Origin of the sequence: Candidatus Methylobacter favarea (assembly GCF_902806695.1) — a bacterium.
GTDB lineage: Bacteria > Pseudomonadota > Gammaproteobacteria > Methylococcales > Methylomonadaceae > Methylobacter_B > Methylobacter_B favarea.
Genome location: NZ_CADCXN010000062.1, coordinates 1 through 21,161, shown reverse-complemented (window position 1 = coordinate 21,161; position 21,161 = coordinate 1). Strand labels below are relative to the sequence as shown.

General features: G+C 48.6%; 13 protein-coding genes and 2 pseudogenes. 4 read left to right on the top strand and 11 right to left on the bottom strand.

Annotated features, from left to right (window positions below; genetic code table 11):
- Nucleotides 1-2 precede the first annotated feature (2 nt).
- The 8 genes from HUX64_RS09300 to HUX64_RS09265 all read right to left on the bottom strand — a co-directional run bounded on the left by HUX64_RS09300 (nucleotide 3) and on the right by HUX64_RS09265 (nucleotide 13,778).
- Nucleotides 3-3,395 (bottom strand): Eco57I restriction-modification methylase domain-containing protein, encoded by a 3,393-nt coding sequence (locus HUX64_RS09300; protein WP_174625955.1) that lies wholly within the window; start codon nucleotides 3,393-3,395, stop codon nucleotides 3-5.
- 15 nt (nucleotides 3,396-3,410) lie between these two features.
- A complete protein-coding gene (gene brxC, locus HUX64_RS09295; protein ID WP_174625954.1) occupies nucleotides 3,411-6,860 on the bottom strand; it encodes a BREX system P-loop protein BrxC in 3,450 nt (1,149 codons plus the stop codon).
- A gap of 12 nt (nucleotides 6,861-6,872) precedes the next feature.
- Entirely contained in the window at nucleotides 6,873-7,424 is a 552-nt protein-coding gene (locus HUX64_RS09290) for a BREX protein BrxB domain-containing protein (protein ID WP_174625953.1), read from the bottom strand.
- Complete coding sequence (locus HUX64_RS09285; RefSeq protein ID WP_217426485.1) at nucleotides 7,411-8,211, bottom strand: hypothetical protein; 801 nt, start codon at nucleotides 8,209-8,211, stop codon at nucleotides 7,411-7,413. Before HUX64_RS09285 ends, HUX64_RS09290 begins: the two co-directional genes overlap by 14 nt.
- A complete protein-coding gene (locus HUX64_RS09280; protein ID WP_174625952.1) occupies nucleotides 8,204-8,392 on the bottom strand; it encodes a helix-turn-helix domain-containing protein in 189 nt (62 codons plus the stop codon). The genes HUX64_RS09285 and HUX64_RS09280 overlap by 8 nt, the downstream gene beginning before the upstream one ends.
- A 473-nt stretch (nucleotides 8,393-8,865) precedes the next feature.
- Nucleotides 8,866-9,345 (bottom strand): hypothetical protein, encoded by a 480-nt coding sequence (locus tag HUX64_RS09275; RefSeq protein WP_174625951.1) that lies wholly within the window; start codon nucleotides 9,343-9,345, stop codon nucleotides 8,866-8,868.
- Between the two features lie 256 nt (nucleotides 9,346-9,601).
- On the bottom strand, nucleotides 9,602-11,632 hold the full coding sequence (locus HUX64_RS09270) for a hypothetical protein (protein WP_174625950.1): 2,031 nt from the start codon (nucleotides 11,630-11,632) through the stop codon (nucleotides 9,602-9,604).
- A 49-nt stretch (nucleotides 11,633-11,681) separates the two neighbouring features.
- Complete coding sequence (locus HUX64_RS09265; RefSeq protein WP_174625949.1) at nucleotides 11,682-13,778, bottom strand: class I SAM-dependent methyltransferase; 2,097 nt, start codon at nucleotides 13,776-13,778, stop codon at nucleotides 11,682-11,684.
- Nucleotides 13,779-14,155: 377 nt separating this feature from the next.
- Here HUX64_RS09265 and HUX64_RS09260 point away from each other — a divergent pair.
- The 3 genes and pseudogenes from HUX64_RS09260 (at nucleotide 14,156) to HUX64_RS20245 (ending at nucleotide 17,498) form a co-directional block, all read left to right on the top strand.
- Nucleotides 14,156-15,519: pseudogene (locus HUX64_RS09260) on the top strand (transposase).
- A 482-nt stretch (nucleotides 15,520-16,001) separates the two neighbouring features.
- Nucleotides 16,002-16,934, top strand: a pseudogene (locus tag HUX64_RS20250) (reverse transcriptase domain-containing protein).
- 219 nt (nucleotides 16,935-17,153) lie between these two features.
- Nucleotides 17,154-17,498, top strand: a complete 345-nt coding sequence (locus HUX64_RS20245) for a group II intron maturase-specific domain-containing protein (protein WP_343034389.1) — start codon at nucleotides 17,154-17,156, stop codon at nucleotides 17,496-17,498.
- 198 nt (nucleotides 17,499-17,696) lie between these two features.
- Here the strand turns inward: HUX64_RS20245 and HUX64_RS09250 are convergent, their stop codons facing one another.
- The 3 genes from HUX64_RS09250 to HUX64_RS09240 are packed head-to-tail and all read right to left on the bottom strand — an operon-like array spanning nucleotide 17,697 to nucleotide 19,167.
- Nucleotides 17,697-18,257, bottom strand: coding sequence for a FlhC family transcriptional regulator (locus HUX64_RS09250; protein WP_174625948.1), 561 nt, complete (start codon nucleotides 18,255-18,257; stop codon nucleotides 17,697-17,699).
- On the bottom strand, nucleotides 18,254-18,562 hold the full coding sequence (locus HUX64_RS09245; protein WP_174625947.1) for a flagellar transcriptional regulator FlhD: 309 nt from the start codon (nucleotides 18,560-18,562) through the stop codon (nucleotides 18,254-18,256). The genes HUX64_RS09250 and HUX64_RS09245 overlap by 4 nt, the downstream gene beginning before the upstream one ends.
- Before the next feature lie 11 nt (nucleotides 18,563-18,573).
- Nucleotides 18,574-19,167 (bottom strand): lytic transglycosylase domain-containing protein, encoded by a 594-nt coding sequence (locus tag HUX64_RS09240; protein ID WP_246246974.1) that lies wholly within the window; start codon nucleotides 19,165-19,167, stop codon nucleotides 18,574-18,576.
- Between the two features lie 854 nt (nucleotides 19,168-20,021).
- Here HUX64_RS09240 and lysM point away from each other — a divergent pair.
- Entirely contained in the window at nucleotides 20,022-20,507 is a 486-nt protein-coding gene (gene lysM, locus HUX64_RS09235) for a peptidoglycan-binding protein LysM (protein ID WP_174625945.1), read from the top strand.
- Nucleotides 20,508-21,161 lie beyond the last annotated feature (654 nt).

The following is a 21,161-nucleotide window of genomic DNA, read 5'->3' as shown; positions in this document are numbered from 1 at the left end:
GTTTACTCCTTCTCTCGTACGGCTCGTTTCTCGGCCAGGCTTAGGTGGTGATCATTGATTCGATCGCCATTAAACAGGTGATACCACGGCGCGGATTCCACATCCTTACCGCGGTCCTTGTCCCATTTGATGTTGGGTTTGTCGCGGAGGACGCCGGCGCCTTTTTTACCGACATCGGGGACTGACAGGAACGGGCGGATGTTGAGGCGGACGCCGTCGTTAAAGTCCGGGTTCCAACCGATGGGTTGTTTATCCAGTCGTTTCCAGCGCACGAAGATGTCGTAGCCATAACTTTTCTCTGGATTTTCCTTATCAGGATAACCTTCACCTTCAAGGATCAGTTCCAATTTTTTCTTCAGATTTTCGGCGGCGGCGAGTTTTTCCTCGGCACCATCAATACCTTTATCAATGGCATCTTTCTGCGTTCGAATCCAATCGCCAAGATAGGTATAGATCAGGGTTTCCAGCAGTTTGTAATCGAGTTTGTGATAGTTGACCAGCGCCGCAAAGCCGTCGCGTAGACCGTCCCACATATGCCAGATAAACGGGCGATGCTGGAAGATCTTGCAGTGCTGAGTGAAGAATTTCTCGCGTAACCAGGTTTCCAGGGTTTTACCGGCATGGTCGGAACTTTTGAGCAGTTGTGCCAGAATGTCGTTGGACCAGGCATCGCCATAGGCCGCGGCCAATAGATTCAGCAAACGATCGGCGGCAAAAGGCAGCAAGGACTCGCAGCGGTTGACCCATTCGCGTTGCTGATCGGCCAGCTCCATTTTGGCATCCAACTCGGCAGGCCATCGGTAACCGAGCAAGCGGGCGACGGCGACTTGCAAAACGGTGTCGTCGGTTCGTAATGTGCCCTGTTCTGTCCATTTTGCATTGTGATCCCATATCACCGAACCACAGGGATGGCCGTGGAAAATCCATTGGGTAGGATCGTCGGAATACGGTTTCGGCAGGCCATTGGGGTATTGTTCTTCGGCGATTTTGGTCCAGTGTTCAAGGTCAAAAGGTATCTTGCCAACATACCCATTGTCGACACTCAACTTTTGGTTAACTTTACGCAGTTCAAGCGAAAAGGAGTCAGACATGCAAAACGCCCAAACTGCTGGCAAAGTTCTCTCATGCTTCGTAACTATGACTGGAGTGGTATTAGGAAAGCGTTGCCCCAAGTAAATAGTTGCTGGTAATTGTGCCATCTGGCCAATCGCCACACCTTTATGGCTAAATGCATCCCAGCCACGGACTGCAGATCCTTCAAACGAATTTACTACTTCCCAGTTTATTACTGAACCTTTTCCCCCAAAGTGCTGCGACTCATTGGAGACTGTCTCCATAAACTGCCAGGGTTCGGCAATCACTCCAATCTCCCAGAATGATCCGACAAATCTTGGATTGTCACCGGTTGAAGTTCCTTGAAAGTACGACGCAAAACTTGCAAATAGGGCTTCAGCAGTGTGCTCATTTAGTTGAACAATACAATCAGGATTATCCAATTGCTTGCTCTGTTTAACGCTTATTATTTCAGTAGTAAGTAACTGCTTAGCTTTTTCGACAGCGCTTCGGAGCTCGGAAACATCCACACCGCGAATCAAATTGTCTCCATCGGCATCGCCAAATAGCCCACCTAATTGTCGTGTTGCTTTACTTCGGCTTATGCTAATTAATTGGACATTGAAATCCCACATAGGTGTTTGAAATGCCTGCTGCCCCAAGCGTGCAATGAAATGCCAAGTGTCATTACTCAGCAGCTTCTCGCGGAACTTTTTGTAGGTAGTCAAAAACAACCAGTTTTGTGGAAGCACAATACTTGATGTGCCACCCTCGATGCAGAGTTCTAGGCAGCGGTCAAGAAAGATGGTGGCGAGGTCGTTTTTGGCGGCTGGATAATGTCGTTCACAAAAGTCCTGCAATCGTTCATTTTGTTTGCTCCGCGCTAGGTAGGGTACATTGGTTATCACCCATTGGTAATGTCCAGCCAATAAGATCGCAGCTTTGGCCAAACCTTGAGCCACCACGCCAATTTCATGCTGCTCGTCGGTTTGCTCTTGGCTGAGTGCTTGAGTCAAGGTTCGCGAAAGCTCATCCCATTCGACAATTTTGGCAGCTTGAGTTTTGGCCGGATTCAAAAGACTGCCAAGAACGGGTGCGTCCTTAAACGTATCGTGCAGCCAGTCGAGCGCAATGGTCAGGTTCTTTTTGCCCAAGCCAAGCTGTTTCCATTCTTCCTTGGCGACGCTAACCGAAAGCCCGGAACAAGCCAGATGTAATTCCTGCAAACCACGATAGCCGCCCGCACCGGGATAACGCCAGGCCGTCAACGCCAGGGCAAACACCGCCAATTCGACGCAGCGTTGGTCCAGCTCCAAGCCATGAATATTTTCGCTGAGCACGCGATCGACGGCTTCACGCGCGTTCAAGCCTTCCAGCTCCATGCGCATCGGCACTAACATCAGAAAGACTGCAACCAAAAAGTGACCCGAACCACAGCAGGGATCGAGGGTTTTCAGTTCACTCAAATGTTCCGGCCATTGCTCGAAGGTACCAGCAGCCGGTGTCCAGGAATTATCCTCTTGTTGAATAAAGCGCAGATATTCCAACGGCACGCCGGGAATGGCGGTTTTGCTGCGTAATTCTTCCTCGCTGGCAGCACTTTTCAGGTCGGTTTCAGTCAGACGACGTGCCGCCCACCAGGCCCCCAACGCATTGTCGAGCAGAAAGCTGACCATGTAGGGCTCGGTAAATAATTGGGTCACCGCGGGCAATTCGCGGGCGCCGATTTTGACCTCGGATTTATTAATGCGGTCTTTGTTGTTGGCTTGCCAGAACTGATAAACCCAACCCAGCGAATCGGACGCCGTGAAGGTTTCCTGCGGCAGATCAGTAACCAGATGTTCCAGTTTTTGCTGATGTTCCGGAGGAAGGCTAAGTTGAAATACCGGCGAGTCGAGCCGAAAAATCTGCGGCAGCATCCGCGCCGCAAAGCGGGCCGCCAACTCCCAGCCATTGGCCGCGCCTTCGTCGGCGGCCAGATCATCACACTCTTCCAAAGTGACAGCCACCGGCTCATCCGGGTCCGGATACATCAGCAGGTTGTTCTCTGCCAGGAAGCGAGCGAAGAGCATGCGGTGCCAATGCTCGTAGGCAACTTCTTCCACCAGCCGATCGACTTCCTGAGTCTCGATTTGCGCATAGCGCACATCGCCCAGTTGCCGTCCATGCACCCGAAGCTTGCGGCGCAACTCACGTTCGGCTTCACTTAAATGAACAAACGGCGAAGCTTCGCCGACGCCAAGCTGTTCCAACGCGGCTTTAGCGGCAGCTTCGGCAATATCACGGGCATCTTTGATCGTTCTTTCCAGTTTATTGCGTAAAGATTTGTCTAAAGGCAGCATTCCTTTGATCCTTATTTAGTGAATAACTACAGGCCCCAATTCAAGCGCCTTCTGAATCGAGTGTTTCGAATCCTCTAGCCACATTTCAATATCCTCTTCTGTTCGGATTGTCCGGCTTGGCAAGGATACGAATTGTGCCTGTGGCTCAAGAAGCTCCGCGGCTGCTATCAATACTTCGTTAAACCGGGCATTCAAGGCGGCAACTCTGACTTTGAAGGCCGTTAATTGGAGCAGTCCAAGAGTGCTAAGGACGTCATCTGTTGAAGCCACCTTGACAACTGGCATGTCAGCTTGTGTCAGGTGTTGCTCTGCCAGCAAGGCATTACGCTGCTCTGGCTCAAGCTGTTGCCAATTATCATCCTCGGCTAACCTCTGCATACCTTGATGATGTCGTGTTTTGTATTCGGTATCCAAACGGTTGAGTTCATCGCGCAACAGCTGCGTCAGATTAGCGACCAATGGAACGGTCTGATCTGGCTCGTCAAGAAGCTGGCGTTGTTGTTCGATCGTGTTGACCTGAGCCAAAAAAACTTCGACATCCTGAAGACTGGCTGCATGAGCCATTAAACGTTTTAGAATCATCCAGTTTGGCCAGCGCTTGCCAATTCGTTCGGCAAGTTCGGTCCACATTTCTATGCATTGAGATAGCTCATCGCGACGGTTATAAAGCGATAATAGCTGTTCATTGCCGGCAGTAAGACGAATTTCATCCAGGAACGCAGTAATCGGCTTGGCCGGTTTGGGTGCCTCTCCCCCAGCCTGATCAGCCAACTGAAACATTTTTTGCAGAAATTGCGGCGCATACGCCAGCTCTTCGCCTTGCTTGGAAGTAAGGCCAACTTTTTGTAATAGTTTACGAATTTGTATGCGCTGGGGTGTAGTAATGGTAGCCGATTCTACCTTGAATTCAGCCTGTCCAATTTGTTTACGCTCTAATTCAGTTGGAGCAGGCAGATTATTGCTATTGCCTGCTATTTTGTCGATTTTAATGAGTCCGGCACCCAGTAAAACTTGAATCCCGCCATCCACCGCATCACGAGACCAACCATAGCGTGAAGTTTCGAATTCACCGCGGATTTCTGCACCTTTTTTGCCGCCAGCAATGTATCCTAAAATAGCCTTGCATACCGGGTTCTTATCCGGCTCACCGTCATCGCCAACCGCTTTCAAAGCATCGGGCGCCCCTTTCTGGGCTTTTTCATATACCTTGGACCAGCCGACATGATCGGCTAAATAGAACTGCGGGTAGAGGCGTTGCAATGAATTGCCGGCAGCTTCCATAACCATTTCCTGCAAATTATTTCCCAGGATTTCATTGCCGCCACCTTGGAAAACGCGGGCGCCCGAGAATGCATCATCCAACAATTCACGAATTTTTCCTTCCGCGGTTTGCTTGGTGGTTTCCATGGCAGCTCGGGCCTCAGTTCCTTCAGGCGTATTCGGCACACCGCGCTTATCCAAAGTGGCACTGGCAGCCTTAAAATCAATCAGGTGATGGCGGAGATCATCGGCAGAACGTTTCGGAATGAACACAAAGACTGTAGGTGATTGGTTGCCGGCCTGGCGTGCATCGGCACGTACAGAGTTTTCGTCGATACTCCACCCGTCTCGCACCCAGACACATATGCGTTGGCCTGCGTCATTCGGTAACTGAGAGTCAAAAATCGGGGAGATATCCCGCGTGACCTTGGAGCTGCCTTGAGTCAGCGAGAGTTTGCGTACCATCTCACCAAATTTTCTGCGAATGCGGTCATCGCGCTCGGCATCAATGCGATGGGCTTCGTTGGCCAAATTGGACCTCTGGCTAAGAAATTCATCGCTCCAGGCCGCGCTTTCTTCGGTCTGGATGCGATATTCGTCTCCGACCTTCATCAGCAAATCACACTTATCGAGCATGGCAGGCAATGTCGCACGCAAAACGCTGGAGCCTTGGGAAAGGTTCTCAACCAACAAATCGGCCAAGGTATCGATGGTGGCGCGAATTCCGATTTCGTTATTGCTTCCGCCCAGTTTATTGATCAAAAAAACAAGGCCGCAGGCTCGTGCCATAAGACGTTCGGAATCTGAGCCTTTGAGCCAGCTTAGGGTCTTTTCGTGGACCTTGCGAGGTAAGATACGAGACTGGAGCAGCTTGTCAGCTGAATCAAAATAGAGGTAATCCGACGGAACCACATGCCCTAAAGGATTGTTCAGGTTCGTCTGAATGACTTTGTGGATCATGCTGAGTTGGTTACGAAGCTGACTGTCAGTACCGGTCTGGTCGAGTACGCGCAACGTGTTTTCCCAAAAACGGCGCCGTACTGGCAAGATAGGATAGTCTTGCGAAAAAAAGGGAATATCGTCTTGTCGGTGACCGATGGTGGTGCCTGAAAGATGACGTGAAATCTCCCCTAGATTGGTCTGCATAATCTGTTCAATAGGCGCTTTCGCTTCGGGTTTTTTTGCCAAAATAACCTTACGGATGACTGCATCGACATCGGCATCGGACAGTTCTACGCGAATAGTGAAACGGCCTTCCAGTTTTTTCAGGTTACTGGTACCGGTGACAGCGGTTTGCCCAGTGCCAATGAAGAGAAGTTTGCCGCCGATATTCTTACAGCAAGCTTCAACGACCTCTTGAACATCAATAGATCGCTGGCTGTCTTCACCGATGTATTGTTGCACCTCGTCAAGAACAATTAACGTCAGTGGGAATTTTCCGTCTCGAGTTAATACCTGACGCATCACCTTCAACATGTCGTCACTCGAGACATCCTGAACATAGGGGTATAGATTGTTTAATGTCTCGACGCAAGATGTGGGAGATGGAAAAAGATTGGGCTTAGCTTGCGCCAATGCGTCATGAAGACCTTCCGCAACGTAGAAGTTGTCGAGCTCTTCATTCCAGTCGAAACCGTTTTGCTCGACATGGCTGCGCACTTGTTCGTAGATTCCCTCGTGTTTAAGCCATATGACAAAACGGGCTACCGGATATTGTTCAGGTAGGCCGGCTGATTTAAATATCAGGCTAAGCAACGCCATGCGTACCGACTTGTCCCTCGAACTGGAACCGAGGGTACCTGATGCGGCATGAAGACCGCCATGGCGTTTAGCTTGTATGTTCAGCTCTTTTAAGCTTTCGCTGATGCTTTGAGGAAGATTAGCAATGCCCCGAGCCGTTGCGCCATCTTCGAAAACTGTATCTACCCACAATGCCCGGAGCATTTTAACCAGATGAGATTTACCCGAGCCGAAGAAACCGCTAATCCACACCGCCGGCTGTTGGGCCTGGTCGATGTTTTTCAGATAAGTTTCAAGAAGGTGGGCCATACCTTTTTCATACTGACCATCGCAGACGAAGGTTTCCAACTCGTAACGAAGCACAGCCAGAGCTTGGCTAGTTTGCTCGTCGTTCACGCTAGCCACCCCTTCATTGACTAGTTTTTGAGTAGTTGGATCTTTTTGATAAATGTCTCGATTGTTCATTATTGCCCCTTGTTAAAATTCCTTATCCGCAGTAATGGGCACAGCGAGATAGTTCCATCCGTCATATCCATCCAGCAGTCTGTAGTTATTATTTTCGTAGCTTCCCGGAAAAAAAATCAGGAGCCTTCCTTTCACCATCGGCGCGAGCTTGTCGACGGCCTCTTTAACTTTCAAAAAACCGAATAACGATCCCACGCCTTTTACGGCCACTACTGAGTTTTCGCCAACTTCGTTTTTCTTCAGAAAAGTCGCAAACTCCTCCATGATATACGTGAGGTATTTCGGCTGCAGTGTAGGTAGCAAATGCGGCTTCTGGAAATAACTGTGAGCGTATCGTTGGGACGAAAGCCAAGTAGCAAAAGTGTCGGTTAGATCAAAGATAGCCCAATCATGATCTGCTTGACGGGTTGCGATCTCGAATTCATCGATTTTAGCTCGCAACCAGCGCTCTTCGGTTTCATTGTAAACACAAAAAATAACGCGCTGCGCAGCAGCAGCGTCGTCTCGCCATGGCACTGCAATGTATTTGCTGTAAGTTTGAATGAGGCGTTTAATTTTGCTCACGGAGCCACTCCATTTCTTGCGCGTTGATCAGGTTAGGAAAAAGAACTTCAATGACATCACCGACACGTTTGAACACAATCCAGCCCTTACGAGAAGACTCTTCCGCAAACTCGATGGCTTTTTCAAACGAACAATCGAGCAGTTTGATGTATTCTGATTTGAAAAGTGAAGCTCCACGATCCCCTGTTAAATATCCGAGAAACAAGGCATAGGAGACACTTCCCGCAGTAGGAACAGCACGCGTGCGTACTTTCTTGGTGCGCCCTCTGAGATGGCTTGACTGGGTCCAAGTGGAATTTAGATTCTTGGCGTTGGAAGCCAGTTTTCCAGAACTGTATCTTCCCGGATCGAGGCCATCTAAAAACTGCTCCATGGTCTCGCGGGTTATTAAAGTGCCCTCCCCAAGTGGGAGAATATAGTTGGCGCTTGCTCTGAGAAGAGTGTCTCTGGCATAAGCGCAAAGTAAGGCAAGTAATGAATGTCCATTTGGATCACGCTGCCAAAAAAACAGAAGAGCTCGGAATAGCGGGATTTCTGGGTCGAGAGAATACAGCTCGACAAGATATCGTTTTGATATCATGCGGTTTTTCTCTGTTCTCTTTCCAAGGCAATTGTTTTCTATAATTGCCCGCACATATTCTGCACGCGATGCCTTAGGTTCATTTACATATTCAAGCAAGGCGCCCAATTCTGAAAGCATCATTGTGCGGGAAACGTGGGGACTCCCAAACGGAAAGGCAAACCCTAACTTTTCAAAATTACTTTTTTTCTCTACCAATTTACTCACCAAGAGTCTCACTTGCTCCGCCTTTACGAACCCAGTCGTCGACTTCGTCTTTCTTGAATTTCCAAAGACGGCCTAACTTGTGGGCAGGCATGGCTTTTTCACTGATCCATTTGTAGACGGTATCTCTCTTTACGCCGAGATAGACTCCAATTTCATCAACGGATAACCATCTATCTTCCATCGTCTAAACTCCGGGTAATTGCCTCTTCCTCAAATGGGAAGCGACAAATGATTAAGGAGTTGTGGGTTTTTTCCGTTTTCGACAGGTTTTATCCGAGCAAAATAGATTAAAACTACGAGATCGTAGGGGGAGATGTCAAGGATTGGTTTGCCTTTTTAACCAATTTAAATGGGTTAATTGGCTGTTTATTATTTTTTAGTCTTAGCTGGCGACAGTCTGTCAATGGCCAGGCAAGTTCCAGACTTTCTTTGTTTTTTATTTGTGCAGAAAGCCAGCTTTTTATCCCAAAAAGGACTTTTTTCAACACAATCGGCCTGAAAAGTGCCGTTCAACTTTTCAACTTTTATGCTCAGGTCGAGGCCTTTCAGAGTCGTCGCAACTGGTAAGAGAGTAGTTAGTCATCGTCCCGCATTTGCCAAAGGATGAAGTCAATCTTCTTGGTGTCCGATATGCGGAAATAGATTGGGACGTTCTCATTGAATAGAAAAACCCATCTCTTTCCGCTCCCCCGATTGATGGAACTCTGAATACCATTTCTGAAGTCTGGCGTATTTTGCTAGGGCAATATCAAGCCTCGTATTAGGACCACCATCAGGGTTTGGGTTAACGTTTTCTATAACATACTTATCCCATACTGGCTTCCAAGGATCCAGTGTAGCAACGAACTTGCTTGAAAATGATGTTTCGCAGCGATTAAACCTCTTATAGAATAATTCAAGGATAGTTTTGAATGAAGGCCGCGAATTCTTCGATCTCTCTAATAGATCGTAATAGAACGAATACCAATCGGCTTGTCTTTGTCGCATCTTGTAGAAGTCGTTATACATCCTCTGAAAGTCTTCATCCCTTGAAACATCTACGGAGTAGAGTCGATCCATTAGTGCCAAATATTTGCTGATTCCTGGCCTGGCCTTGTCTATCGCCGCAATAACTTCCGCATCAGTTTTGTTCATCTTAACTCCAATTGGCGGTTAATAAATAATTAGATAATTTCTGTATATCTTCTCGTATCGGTTAATGAATACGGTTTCTTCTATTGTAAAAACTGGCTGCTTTACATAACTGCTACCCGTCAAAAAATTTGGTTAGCAGTCAGAAAAAGATCTATTTTTGCCACTTGATGTCATTCCAAAGCGCGGCAGCATAAGAGCTAACTCGGTTTTTCGTTCCAGTGCGCCTCAAACCCATTCTACGCCTCAACCCCATACATCAATCCTCAGAATCATCCTCTGAAGCCGACAATAACAAGGTGTTTAGGAGATTCATCTCATTGGATGCCATGAAATATCGGTCGTCAAATACCTGGTCCAACCTGAGCGGATTTGCATTGCCAACGCTGGCTGCCCAAGGAAATGTTTGAAATCGCGGTAGAGGTGGAATAATTGCCGAAGTCGCGGACAAAGAACCGGCGAGAGCGTCAAGCCACAACTCAGGGTTGTCAAGATAAAAAGGACGCCCTTCAGTGGTATCGTCTGTATTGAGGAACTGGACATAGCCAGTAGGCACGCCCACCCACGTATTCGGGGATTTTAGATCCTTGATAGTGGTATATTCTCGTGCGGCTTTATGTTTCTCTCTGATCAGCAGTTTGTAGAGGTTGATGGCTGGGCTTCGTAACGACGCTGGGAAGGTTCGCTCTTTATCAATCTCACTTAATTGACGGAGTAATGAACTACTGAGGGGATGCTCTTGGGTTTTGTGCCCCTCAAACGAGAATGCTTCCTGCTTGGTAAAATTGCTCCAGTTTTCAACGATGACTGGTCCGGCGAAATATACGTGATCGGGTAGCGACTTGCTTTCGGCAAAAACCAGAAGAGGCCCGACAGCATTTACTACCAGCGAGTGGAGCGCTACAAGATCGCTTGGCTTTGCATAAATTCTGCCGTCACTTTCTCCACGCGCACTGGCATGGAGCTTCGGTCGTGAAAACAGTTCGGCGACATTTGCCTGTGCGGCTTTCACGAGACGTTTGAGATCTGCGTCAGAGCTTCGGCGTGCGAATACCTCTGCTTCTTCGATAAAACGTGTGACGTTCGTTGACATTAAACTGACCAGCTCTTCGACACCCACCGCGCCGACTGGAACCAATGCTACCGGCTGCCTTAGGCCCGATGCGCCCGTAATCCGTGTCCAGATGGTGGCTCTCAGCATTACCAGCAGCGTCATCAGGTCAATGGATTGTCGCAACCATTGCCGCTTGTCGATTATCTGGTCGGAAACTATAAAGTCTTCGACCGGCATGACTAAATGCCTAGCGGCATGATCCCCGGAAACTTCGCTGCCATTCTCGTCGAGATAGGTGCCACGCCCGCGGTAGATCAGTTGAGCGATCTCCATCAACGACGACTCGACATTGAAGCGAGGAACACTTGCGATAATCCAGTCTGTGCGTGGGAAAGACACGCCTCTTGCCCCGGACGACGTCATCAGGAAAATCTTGATCGAATCGCGTAGTTTCGGTTCAATGAGTTGTTTTCTCCGCCATCCTGGAATCGATGAATCAAGGATCTGAACATTGTCAGTGTTCAGCCTGAGATCCTCAAAGTTGGCCAATCGCGAACGTAAATCACTGAGAAAACGTTTGTCTTGGGCGAAATAGATGACCTGGGCGGCTCCTTTTCCAAGGGCTTTCCGAATTTCAACTACGGCCAAGTCTAGCGATGAGTCTTCAGCTACTCTTCTGACCGCTTGCCGTGGGGTTTCCAGCGTTCCATTGCTCAGTTCTTCAATGCGAACCGCGGTGAGCTTTGTCTGGTATCGGATATGCAACGAGCTTGCTGGAAAACTGTTGGTCATCACATGCAATGTTGGACGGTTGACGCCGCCGATCCTGACATCGGTTGCTGCGATGCGAAAGCGGCTCTCACCTGATGACCTCGATACGAGAATTTTATCGGGCGTTCGCTCGCCGGCATCCAGGTAGCGTGACAATACAATCTCGTTGCCTAAAGATGCATCTGAGATAATTAAGGTAATAGCAAACGGACTTGGCTCGTCCTCGAAACACTCAAGAAACTCGTTTTCAAGCCATCGCGCTATTGTGTGTACAAACGGCGATCCAGCACCACCGCCGGCCAATTCGTCGATCATGACAACGATGTTCGGAGTTCGCTCGGCAAGACGCTGTCGCTCACGTCGGCCAGCATTTGACTCGGCTTTGTTTTCGAACAGATTCGATAAGGCGCTAATTGTTGATTGTCCGGCCCCTCTCTCTCGAAATCCCTGCAATGCGGCGGTCAAGACAACAATCTGATCATTTGACGTAGATCGGTTTGACCCACCAGGTCGATTACCCTCTTAATTTAGGATGAATATGATTAGCCTCACCACACTGTACAAAGCGTATACGATCTCGAAAGTAATCCACAACTTGTTGCATCTGATCGGGATCCCACCATTTCGCGGTGTAATCCAACTTGCCACCACTGACGCAAATCCAAAAACGTGTACCTAAACCTTCGCTTTCTTCAATTTGTGACATCCAGCTTTTTTCGAGCGCTGAGAGATGAATATCGCCTTTGAATGCATGGGGTTTTATTTCAACTCCAAGTTTATCCTGTAAGAATAATCGAAAGCCGTGTATAAAGTGATAGGGAAGCTGATTGGAATGATTAATAAGGGGGTATTCACAATATATATCTTCAACATCTGAATCATTTTCATCAATTTGCGTTATATAGGGATTGTTCTCCCAGATCTCTGCACAAGTTGTTCGTATATCGGTTAAAAATTTGCCTGGATGTGTTTTGTGCAAATCTCTCACTGCCGCTGTGAGCATTAAGATATCGCCAGGGCTGAGTGGACATCTCAGAATCAATTTTCGTAATGATTTATTCATAAATACATTCTGGGGTCTCGTAAGCAATGTTTGATAACCGGAGTAAAGGATCTGCCAGCCATTCTCCAAGAGCCAAGGGATTGCTTTAGCGCCTTTACCGATATAGGCCTGACTTTGATAGACAGTGTCATCAAAAATTATCAACGAGGACCTGTGTAAATTTTTCATCGCAGCCTGAACTTCATTGATTGCATGCTCGGCGGATTCCGGTCTTTCTGTGTCAAGACTGTCAATCAACAGGACATCAATTGGACGATCAAATTCCTTTAGGAATGAAACTGAGTCCTCGCACTGAATTGTCACGCATGACATTTCTTCAGTTGCCGAACGAGCAAAATCGCAGTTGTCGGGACTAATATCCACTGAGATTAACTCACCGCCTACACGTTGCAAATAGGCCCCCAACAAATAGGTGCTATAACCAGCGCCGCGCCAATCTTCATCCGCTCTGATACAGCCCGTCTCGACAATTAATGGATGAGAAAATCGGTTACTGATCTCCTTTAGCACAAGATCATAACTGTGGTGACGATCAACATATTGACTTAATCCGTTTGCATAGCCATGCTCCCAATCGAGAACAAATTGTTGTAGTTGAACATCAGCGCCAATGCGCTCATCGCCCAAATAACGCGCAGGTTGCAACATCCGCATCGCGTTATCGGCAATGAATTCAGGTGTAATTGAATCGCCTTCGCAGTGTACGATATTGTATGCAATACGTACTTTTTTATTCCATTCAATTGTGCTATTCCGAGGGACAATGGTGAGTTGTTTATCACGAGGTAACGCGATTCGAGCAGGATAATGATAATTGTTTGGAAATAAGCCGAGTGCCGGCGTATTTGTGTAGCGGGCCAAGTGGAAAGGGCCACTGTCAATACCAATAAGCAGATCTGATTCTTCAATTAACGCCAACAGCCGCGGAACCTCAATCCACATCCAATCATCGGTTAAATGCCGAACACGGGAGCTTGCAAGTTTTGGCATGCGATTATCCCAATCAAGCAAGACCAAGGTACCCTCAAAACGGTCCAATAAGTTACGATAAAGTTCAATCGTTAATTGCGGAGATAGGCTTTTTGTTTCTTGGAAAGAATTACCAATGCTGTGAATCAAAATAACTGGACGAGGTAATTGCTCTAAAAAGATTCTTACTGCATCCCAATCTTCTTTGGGAATCAAAGATATTGCGTCAAGTTTGACGTTACAGAATTCGTGCCAAAGATCCTGAGTATTGCCAATGTTTGGCATTGGTGGATTCCCAATGTTAATCCCAGCTTTGTTACATATCCAATAATTATTTGCGGTTACGTTGCTGACTGGTTCTGACTCATCCCATGAAACCTCTGGAGAACCATCCCGATCATCTGTTATTTTGACGCCACATGGTTCAAACAAGATTCGCTTATCCGAATTACAGGACAGTGTAATTTCATAACCGCGCTTTACATATAGCGGAAGCTGATGTGCGAAATAAACACAATCTCCTAGACCATGCCCAAAATGAATCTTGACTTGAATGTCGGTTTTAGGAGCAATATCCATTGTTTTAATTTAAGACGGTAGGTTATAACTTTTAATTAATATAAATTGTTATCAAACTCTTAGAAAACTTAGTCTATCATAGCAGCCCCTCTAGAGGAGAGAGCTGTCCCGGAAAAATCGAACAGTCGGTTAAGTGAAATTTCAGCTACTTTTAAGCGTCCGCAAGGGCACAGAAACGGAGCAAAATATCCAAAAAGCCGAGAAGAAAACATTCTAATAACACTTTATTACTGGACTAACGCGGCAAGCTGCGCAGACCAGTGAATTCAGACGTTAAATGAGCAGTTTCTGATAAATTTTGTTGAAAAAGTCTCCTGATAGATAGATCTAAGAGGAGTAAAATAGGCCCAACACCGACTTGATCACGAGGTGACGTTATGATGGGTCAACAATCCGGAATTCAGAGGCAATTATTTTTCTGCTTCAGTCTCGAAAACCCTATTCCGAAAGACCATCTGCTACGCGGCATCAACCGCTATTTCGACCTGCGCGATTTACGCCAGCACTTAGCGCAGTTATAGTCCCCTCGGACGCCCTTCGATTGATCCTGAACTGATGATCCGCATGCTGATTCTCGGTTATTGCTTCGGGATTCGCTCCGAACGAACGTCGTCTGTGTGAAGAAGTCCATTTGAATTTGGCTTACCGTTGGTTTTGCAAACTGGATCTAGACGATCCTATCCCTGATCATTCCACCTTCTCGAAGAACCGTCATGGCCGCTTCCGCGACAGCCAGACCTTTCGTTGGGTATTTGAGCGTGTACTGCAGCGGTGCATGACCGAAGGTCTGGTGGGTGGCGAAGGCTTTGCTACCGATGCCAGCATTATCAAAGCCGATGTGAAGCAGCAACGCCGGGTCGCAGGTGACAGCGACATGGACTGGGGTGATCCTGAGCAGGCCACGCGCCCCATTCGAGAGTACCTTGCAGTACTCGAAGAAACGAATGATCCCAAGCCGACGCCGAAGGAAATTTCTTTGACCGATCCGGCGGCGAGCTGGACAGCGGCTGCCGGTGGTTTTCCTTTTTTTGCCTATTCGACCCACTATCTGGTGGATCTCAAAGCCGGTATCATCGTCGACGTGGAAGCTTCAGCGGTCAGTAAAACCGCCGAAGCCGAAGCGACCCAAACCATGATCGAACGCGTCGAAGAGACATTTGATCTCAAACCGGAACGGTTGGTCGGTGATACCAACTATGGCACCGCAGCGATCTTGGGCTGGCTAGTCGATGTAAAGCACATTGAACCGCATGTGCCCGTCTGGGATAAAAGCGAACGCAAAGACGGTACCTTCAGCCGGTCCGGCTTCAGGTTTGATGCCGAAAACAATCGTTATATTTGTCCTGCCGGGAAATTCCTGAAGACCGCGTGGCGCAGCAAAAAGAAAAACCCTTATCGCTATCGTGCCAGCCAACAGGATTGTCAGTCCTGTCCACTCAAGGTGCAGTGCTGTCCTAATATGGCTCAGCGCAATATTGACCGAAGCCCTCACGAATCCGCCCGCGATGTGGCACCGGCCATTGCCAAAACCGATGCCTATCAGCAATCCAGCATGGAGCGCAAGAAGGTGGAAATGCTGTTTGCCCATCTCAAGCGGATCTTGCGATTAGATAAGCTACGGCTGAGAGGTTTTAGCGGTGCCCGGGATGAGTTCCTCTTGGTGGCAACCGCGCAAAATCTCAGGCGAATGGCGAAGAGGTTGGCAGTAAAAGCACCGAAAGCCATGGTGATACCCGCTTAACGGTGAAAGTAAGGGAGTTTATCCAACGAGAATTCAAAAATCAGCCGTCAGCTTCCGAAAAATTCCGACAACCCATCAATAAACCTTCCCAGATATCTCTCGAAAAACCGCCTTTTTCAATACGTGCGCCGGGAGGCCGGCAAGGAGTAGGTGGTGCAAGTCCACTACGATAAAGGATTAGCGATCCACATCGGCCCCGAGCCGTGCGCTGGCATCGGTGAGGATGTCGGCGAAGCGTCGGCAGGGGAACATGCAGGCCAGCCATTGAGGCGCGAAATAAAGTTGAATCCGGGTGCCGACGCTGCGTGTTGGGCGGAAGGCAACACGGTAGAACGCGTTATCGCAAGCGATCTACTGACCCGGCAACGTCTGAGAACCTGGCATGCACGTAAGCTCGTTGTTCGGAAACCGGGAGATCTGCCGTCTACCCTGGCGGTGGTCACATTGCAGGGTCGCATCGGGAAGGCGAGGAGCCGTAGCCGATGATGTACGGGCGGCAGAAGTCGGACCTCGGCACAGTAGCGTCGAAGCTGGCGAACAAACCCGGGGAACCGGGGGCGGAGTCAGGGGAGCGAAGGCCGGGGGCCAAGGGGAACACGGTAGGGTTACACACGGACCGGACTCAGGGCCGGGCTGCCGTGTCCCAGCGACTCGACCGTGTACGGCAAGCCGCAAGGCAAAGGATGAAGGAGCGGTTCACGGCGCTGTTCCATTACCTCGATAGGGACCTGCTCCGCGAGTCATTCTTCTGGCTCCAACGGAAGTCGGCTCCCGGCGTGGACGGGATGGCGTGGCGGGACTACCAAGAGGACCTGGAGAACCGGTTGGCTGACCTGCAATCGCGCCTGCAGCGTGGGGCCTATTGGGCGTTACCGTCGAGGCGAAAAGACATCGCCAAGTCGGACGGCAGCCAACGGCCGCTCGGCATCGCCGCGCTGGAAGACAAGATCGTCCAGCGCGGCGTGGTGGAAGTGTTGAATGCCATATATGAGGCTGATTTCCTGGGGTTCTCTTATGGATTCCGGCCAGGGCGACGCCAGCATGATGCGCTGGATGCGCTCGCGTTTGGGATCATGCGCACCCGGGTGAACGCCATCCTGGACGCCGACATCGAGAAGTTCTTCGATCGCATCAGTCATACATGGATGATACGGTTCCTGGAGCATCGCATAGGTGATCCTCGCCTCTTACGGCTGATTCGCAAGTGGTGAAAGGCCGGAGTCCTGGAAGAGGGCAGAGTGACACAGGCGGCAACGGGCACGCCCCAAGGAGCGGTCATCTCCCCGTTGTTGGCCAACGTCTATTTGAACACCATCTTCGACCTCTGGGCGCACCGGTGGCGACGCGGTCAGGCGCACGGGAACATGATTGTCGTTCGTTACGCCGATGATACCGTCGTCGGGTTCGAGCATTGAGCCGATGCCGAACGGTTCCTCGCCGAGATGCAGGAGCGCGTAGAGCAGTTCGAACTGTCTGGGTGCACCCGCAGAAGACCCGGTTGATCGAGTTCGGACGCCATGCGGCGAGACAACGCGCCGCACGAGGAGTGGGGCAAGCCGGAGACGTTCAACTTCCTGGGGTTCACGCACATCTGTGGCCGCACCCGGAGCGGCGGGTTTGCGCTCCAGCGTCTGATGCGTCGTGATCGGATGCAGGCGGCGTTGCGGAAAATCCGGGAGGACTTGCATCGGAGCCGGCATCACCCGATTCCGGAACAAGGCGCAAAGCTTCGCCAGGTATTGCAGGGGTATTTCGCCTATCATGCCGTACCGACGAATGCCGAACGGCTGAGTTCATTCCGGCATCAGGTGGTCCGATATTGGTTATGGGCGCTACGACGGCGCAGTCAGAAAGATACGTTCTCCCGGGAGCGGATCAAACGATTGGCCGCGCATTGGCTGTCGCCTCCGCGTATTCTTCATCCATGGCCTGACAGACGCTTTGCCGTTACTCACCCGAGGTGGGAGCCCGGTGCGTGAATTGCGCACGCCGGGATCTGTGCGGGGGGGTGCCCAGCAATGGATATCTTTACCGCGACAATCTAATATAAACCGGACATTCAAAAATCAATATAGGGTCTGGGCCGAACAAAGACTGTCAGTATCAGGTTCAAGCCAAAGTGCTGGATAAATCTGCCCGATCAAACCGAGAGTTTTACAAAAACTCAAATTCCGCCGTTACCTCAAGCCAGGAGTGTTTTCCCTTTTTCGCAATTGAGCGATTACACAAATCTGGCAGGTGGGCGGAAACTTGATGTAGATAACGATATGATCACCATGACAGCTTTTACAATAATGCAAGGCTGCCAAGCCGATTTTTAGCGCTTGCGCGATGACCCAGGCTTCGCTGAAATTGGCGGGGCGCACTTTGCCATAAGGTCTGCGCTCACGCACATAGTTGGGGAATGTCTCGCAAAAAAAATCCCAGGCAAAAATAATGGCGGGCACATCCATTTCAGCCCTGATATCAATCTGGCTGGCACCTCGATAAAGAGATGCAAACAGAGAGATGTACAGCATAGACTCTCGGACTTGGGGGATGGCTTCGATAGCAGGAAGCAATCCCGAACTCGGGCTCTCGCCTTGGTGAATGGCGCGATGAATATCCCGAATTTCCGGCAAACTGATGCTTTTAATCAGTTGGCTGACATATGATGTTCTGAGCTTTCGTTTGAGCAGCTCATACGCCAAATGGTAGTTTTGCAACTGTTCCTCATAAGACAAGCCTTCAGCTATCATGACTGGCCTCCTGGTTTGCTTAAAAACATTCTCAGACGGAGAGCGCGTTGTTCAAAAGGCTCGCTCACCATGGGTTCGTTACGCAAGAATGTCCGCCACGAATTGACGGGGAAACGGGGAGCAAAACTGAGCACATCGCTTCGCGCCAGCACTTTCAATTGATCAATTGGCATTTTAGCCCAAATGGTCACCGCTTCCGGTGTTAAGCCGAGACGGACCATGGCTTGTTGTTTACGGCCGGACTGGATCAACGCATGAGCCAGAATCAAATAATCCAGATTTAGGTTGTAGATATTTTCATCCATACAGGTCTCGATCAGAGTATTGCCCTGATTTGATTCGCCACCGCCAGCACCCTGCGCCCATAGATCACTGCGGCTTCGGTATTTTGCCAGCTGTGATAGCGCCCTATCCCTAAAACCAGATCATGGGGTGCTGATTGGATGGCTTCGGCCAAGACTAAAGCACCGATCTGTACGTTCGTGACAGGGTTCAACAGTTGCTCAGGTTTGCCGACCCGATGTCTATGCCAGTGGAGGTTGATTTGCATCAGTCCGACATCGATATTTCGGCTACCCTCGGCAAGGGTTTTATTTAAGATGGTCCGCGCTTCCTGTTGCGAGCCGGGAATGATGGATTTGCCGGACTTGTTAATTGCCCAGGGCCATGGAGTCACATGATTTGAAGGAGTCCCTTTGGCTGATTCAACCAGCGCAACGGCATATAAAATGTAAGGATCCAGTTGATGATGTTTGGCTACCTTCCACCAAAGCGTGTTTTGCAATTTGGCAGGGAAATGGCTGGAAACTTTTGAACTGACCGGAATGATAACCCTTTTGGGTAAAGATGCCGTTTCAAGCGCTCTGCATGTCTGGCCGAAAAAAATGAACCCCAAACCAAGAATAGGCAACGCTAGAGGTCTAATTTTTTGGCTGAAACCTCGCCTGGAACAGAATTCGGAGAAATGTTGAGCCGATAACTGATGACGGCATCGTAAATTGATGGGTAACATGGCAGGCAAGCATCATTTTTTAGTAATGAGGCGAGTCTACCTTGTGTTCCTAATTTCTATATGGGAGAAAAACGACCGTTTTGGGCTTTTTTAAGAAAAAAATTTCAAGCATCCACAAAAAATTCGCAGTAAGCAATCTGTCAATCATGTGCGTTTTTAGTGTAGCATTTAGCGTAACAAATCAAATAAGTTAAGTAAAATTCCTTATAGTTCAGCATTAACACACTGCTGAATCATCGGGGTTTGCACAGCTTTCCTGTCGCTTCCGGAACACGTATTCTTATCTGATCGAGTATCTTTATTATTCATTATGGACAGATATTTAAAATTTGCTACATGGCGTCTGGGGCAAAAGACCGGTGAGCCCCGCCCAGCTCCGGCTTATTTTAATAACTACCGCTTCTTTATCACCTAGCAAAAATGCCTTCTTACTCGAGCCAGCCGGAACCGGTAAGAAAACATCCACTGAGCAAACAGAACTTCGCCTGTCTTTAGCAGAGGGCTGTAATTGCAACTTAACAGAAGGGCTGTCGGATTCTATCAGGAGCCGTTTTTCAATCCATGTTAGATAACGAACTGAAACAGCAGATAAAAGCGATTAAAAAAATATTATACTGTCTTATAGGGATTTACAGTTTATGATTACAATGTATAGCAAATAGGCTGCTAATATTCGCGTAGTCATCAATTTTGTTAATGCTGAATTCGATTATTGCCAAGACTTTTCAACGAATGGTTATAAGGAGAAAGTGATGGGCTTATTCAATTTTATCAAAGAGATAGGAAATAAGTTATTTAATAGGGAAGGAGAGGCGGCTGAAAAAATATCTGCGCACCTTTTGGAAAATAATCCTGGAATTGAACAATTGGGCGTTACTTACAAAGACGGAATAGTAACTTTAAGCGGCATTGCGGCAAGCGCTGAAGCCGCCCAAAAAGCGATTCTTATGGCCGGCAATGTAAAAGGAGTAACCGATGTAATATCCAAGCTTGACATTGCTAATGTCTCGGGTTCCGCTGTAAAAGCAAGCGATGATGCCAATGTTAAAGCCATGCTTGAACCTGAAAATGTTCAATATTATATAATCGAAAGCGGCGATACCTTATCAAGGATTGCCCAGAAATTTTATAAAAATGCCGGCCAATATACGCGCATCTTTGAGGCAAATCGTGAGGTTATTAGAGACCCTGATCTGATTTATCCGGGTCAGAAAATAAGGATTCCTTTAGATCAATAACGGCTTACTTAACCGTTATTGGATATTCATTACCTATGCTCAATCCTCACCAGGAATGGAAATTGGGCATAGGCTCCTGACACGCTGGCGCTATTAACGCCCTGTTAATGGTATTTTCCATTGCCGCCTGCAAGGATTTTTCAGGATGATTTCCTCTGGGCCTAAACATTAATCTCTATAATCCCTTATATTAATTATCTGAAATTACAAGCTAATGCCAGTTACCAGCCAGTAAAAAATTTATCTGGAAAATTATCAATTATTCATAAATGTATCCAACAACCCCAGCGTCATGAAAGAAAACGGGGAATTTCCAGAGCCCAATGCGGGCAGGCAGGGTCCGCGCGAGTCGAGCCCAATTATCTGTTTAATCCGGTTTTGCTCAAATCGCACGGCAACAGTTCTATACAAGTCATTGTCAATGGGCAGGTTTACCGAAATCAGTCGGTTGCCGCTTATTATGACGGAATCGCTAACCTGAAATCGCAAGTGCGCCAGTCATTTAGTCCTTGGCAGCAAGACTATGATCGAGTCATATATGGACTCCTCCCCAATTGCAAGCCAAGTTTTTACAGAAATTGATGTTTCCAACAGAAATCAAGATTGCAGCCATATATTCGGTCTCTTGGGAGAGGTATTTAACCTCTGGACCCT